This is a genomic window from Endozoicomonas sp., assembly GCF_031844845.1.
In the GTDB taxonomy this organism is placed as follows: Bacteria; Pseudomonadota; Gammaproteobacteria; order Pseudomonadales; family Endozoicomonadaceae; genus Endozoicomonas.
Genome location: NZ_JAVRMB020000036.1, coordinates 1 through 3866, shown reverse-complemented (window position 1 = coordinate 3866; position 3866 = coordinate 1). Strand labels below are relative to the sequence as shown.

Here is a 3866-nt window from a genome sequence, read left to right as displayed (position 1 = left end):
GTATCCTTATTGCGAATATGATAAAGACCCATCGCATGCGCTGCAGCGGCGGTGTCATCGGCCAGCTCCTGAGCCTTGATTAAATACTGGTGGGCGGTTTTCTCATTACCATAGGAACGATACAGGTCAGCCAGATTTAATAAGGCCGGAGTATACGACGGTGCAATAATCAAAGCCTGCTTAAAGGCCTTCCCGGCTTCCACCGGAGCCCCCAGGCTTAGATAGAAATTCCCCAGGTTAAGCTGGGCCGAAGGCATATCTTCCCGCGATTGCTGCAGGGCAATATATTCGGCAAATAATTCCCCGAGCATCTCATTGATCGGTTCAGGCAAATTATGGGTCGGCACTGCCGCGATAAAAGGGGCTAACTCCATACGCACCAGCTTGCTGTCATCATTCAGCAGGGAAACATAGCCACGACGTTTTTCCACTGGCACATAAGCCAAAGAACGAATGGCTGCCATGCGCATTAACGGGCTGCCCGTTTGCAAAATAGCCATGGCTGTCTGAAAGGCTTGCTGTGACGGGTAACTGGCCAGTTCCTGTAAGGCTGTGGCACGTTTAATGTCAGGCAATGAAGGATTATTGATCAGCTCAATAAGTGAAGGCAGCACAGTCGGATTCATCTTGCGTCCCTCGGCCAGAACACGAGCGAATTCAACATCCTCTCCATTACCAAAATGTTTATTATCAGGCCATTGTTGTCTGGCTTTTAGCGCCCACTCATCCGTTTCTTTATCATGACATTGAGTGCAGGCATTGGTAATTGCCAGTTCTTGTGACAACTCAGGATGGGGAATGCTGAAGCTGTGATCCCGGCGGGCATCAACCCCCATATAGGTCTTCTCGGACATATGACAGTCAACACAGAAGCTGCCCCGGCTGCCTGCAACATGTTGATGATGGCCGGGTGTGTTATAGGTATCAGACTGATGACATTGCATGCAGATATTCTCAGCACCGCCCCGGACCCTGCCGCTATGGGCGTCATGACAATCCGAGCAAACCACACCCGCCTGAGCCATCTTGCTTTGCAGGAAAGAGCCATAAACATAGACTTCATCAGCAATCTGACCATCTGCCTGATATAAGGGTGGTTCCAGCAGGCGCAGACCATGCTGCTGATCAAAGGGCTGGCCGGGTTTAAATTCTGTCAGCTCGCTGCGCAGGCTATGACAGGATGCACAGGTCTCCAGCTGTTGACGTGGGTGTCTGCCATCCACTCGGTGAGCGATAGTCGCCCCCGGTTTAAATGCCCATTGTCCTCTGTCAGACAGCGACAACAGGCCAGTGTCGCCAGACTTTTTATTACCAGATCTGGCCCACTCAACATGCTTTCTGCCGGCCCCATGACAGGCCTCACAAGCCACATTAATTTGCGAAAACGTGGTATTAAAACGGTTGCTTTGGACAGAATATTTTTTTTCCAGATTGGTGGAATGGCAGCTGGCACAGCGGCTATTCCAGTTTTGATAATAGCCAGTCCAGTGCAGGGAATCACCGGCTTTTATGTTCTCATCGGGGTACAGGTGATACCAGTGCTGCCCCCCCTCTGCCCGGCCTCTGCTGTCCCAGGCAATACTCAGTGCCTGATAGCGGCCATCGGGCATACCAATCAGGTACTGCTGCAGCGGCTCTACCCCAAATACATACTGGATTTCAAAGTCCTGCATCTGCCCCTGACTATTATCGGTATAGACAAAATACCTGTCGTTTTTTTTATAAAAGCGATGTTGCATACCGGCATACTTGAATACCGCATTATTGAAATCACCTTTGACGGTTTTCGCCGTTGCCCTGGCCATTGACTGTTGATGATGGGATTTCTGCCAGGACTGGTGCTGCTCAGCATGACAGGACTTACAAACGTCACTACCTGTGTATTGATCTTCTGCCATGCCGTTAGTCACCCAGACAGATAAAAAGGTGAAGAGCAGTATATACATTTGAAGTATCAGGCGGTCTTGCTGCGGAAGTATTCCATAGTTTATCACCCGGCAATCATTCTTAGCCGGAATATTTCATGGAAGGAGGCATGTTCCACCCAACCGCTTGGGAATTGTCCCGAAATAAGATCCGCATTTTACTGAGGCTTGTATAAGGCCGTTGCCCGTTACCCGCAAAAGCACAAGTGGGTCGGCTTTTTCGGGCAAAGGGATACGGGTAACGTTCGTTGAAATGGTGAAGTTATTTCCGGACAAATCCTAAGGAGTAGCCCCTTAAAAACTTTCGTATTTCTGAGACTCCAAACTTCGTTCGTCCTGAGCTCTGAGCCTGTCGAAGAGTAAGGGCGTGAACTCCAAACCCATGATATATAAATCGTGCCAAACACCCTTCGTCCGTTCATCCATGGATGACAGCAACATCTGAACTCGTTTACTGGTTGCCAGCTGCTGGCTGACCGTCGCATTAACGGCCACTCAATACTGCTCAATCAGCACTTTCACTTTGCCCAGCTGGGCGTTTTTCATGCATAAAGCCTCAATCAATAGACAGTGGTTTCACACCACTTCATAAAAGAAGATTGTCATTTAAAAAAACGGTGAGCTTTTTTAAAGCAGGTAGCAAGTATCTGGTATCTGGAGAGATACCACTATCCATCCAAAGCTATCCATTAAGCGTTGCGTTTATAAGAGACGCGGTGTAGAAGAAAAAGATGCAAAAGATTTTTGCCGTGAAAGAAAGTTGCCACGATACCCAAAGGGCATAAAAGGCATAAAGGCACGGAGAAAAGAAAAAGCTTTTCCTCTGTGTCTTTTATGCCCTTCGGGTATCGTGGCCAAATCTTTCATGCCAGAGGGTGACGAACCATCGTCATGAGCATTCGTGAAATAGAAGACTTCAGAAAATTATGATTTCTTACCGGAAGTCACCCCGCCAGACACCAGGAACGACATCACCTCTGCACTGCTCTTATCAAGCGGCCTGATTTTATCAGCTGGCACCAGCACAACCCGACCGGCAATACTGAAAGCCATAGGAAAATAAACAGCCACATGTCCTTCAAGCCCAAAATCATCCGTTGAACTGCGGGTGACAAACCCCGGAACCTGAATATCCCCGATAGCCACCAGTACCGGATGATCAAATTCACGGCCGTCACCAATAAAAGCATTCACCCCATCTTTAATGGCGGCATAAACCAGCTTGACCAGGGGTATATGGTTCAGCACCTGATCCACCAGCCGGAGAATATGACTACCCAGCCAGATATGGGTAACCGCACCCACAAAGACGGTAATGCCAACCAGAAACAACAGGCTGATGGACACCAGTTGCCAGCGCCCCTGAATGGACAACTCTCGACTCAGGAAAGGCCCGATGGTCTGGGTCAGCATATCAGCCATAACACTGATGCCTTTTGAGAACAGGTAAATGGTGATCAGGATAGGTACCAGCACAGCCAGCCCTTCCAGAAACCAGCGCATAATGCGCGACATAAGAAAGTCTCCCTCTATTAATTCATATTAAGTGGTTGTCGCAAAAGGTCTTAAATGCCGATTATACTACCGCCGTCTTTCCCGCGAAGGAGGCTGTCGCAAAAGGTAGATTAAGCTTTGAACCACAAAGACACAAAGGCACAAAGAAAAGAAGGGTCCGGTTTGTTCCATGGGTAGCCTGAGAACAACCAAAAAAACTTTGTGTCTTTGTGTCTTTGTGGTTCCCTTCTTTTAGGGCTTTTGCGACAGCCTCGAAGGCGGCAATCCACCGTACACAGTGGATTCCCGCCTTCGAGTGTGTCGCAAAAGGTAATCTGGCAACGATCTCGACGTAGGTCGGTTCGCTTGCGAGCCGACCCGTGGCCGGGGTTGTCGGCTCCCCTGAACGGGGAAGCGACCTGCAGATGACCTGTCTCTTATACACAT

At 49.1% G+C, this 3866-nt stretch carries 2 protein-coding genes; both read right to left on the bottom strand.

What is annotated here, in order from left to right:
- The coding region (locus tag RM811_RS01615) for a multiheme c-type cytochrome (protein ID WP_402520122.1) at nucleotides 1–1946 on the bottom strand (1946 nt) is incomplete at its 3' end.
- 903 nt (nucleotides 1947–2849) lie between these two features.
- A complete protein-coding gene (locus tag RM811_RS01610) occupies nucleotides 2850–3440 on the bottom strand; it encodes a DUF502 domain-containing protein (RefSeq protein ID WP_402520120.1) in 591 nt (196 codons plus the stop codon).
- Nucleotides 3441–3866: the final 426 nt, after the last annotated feature.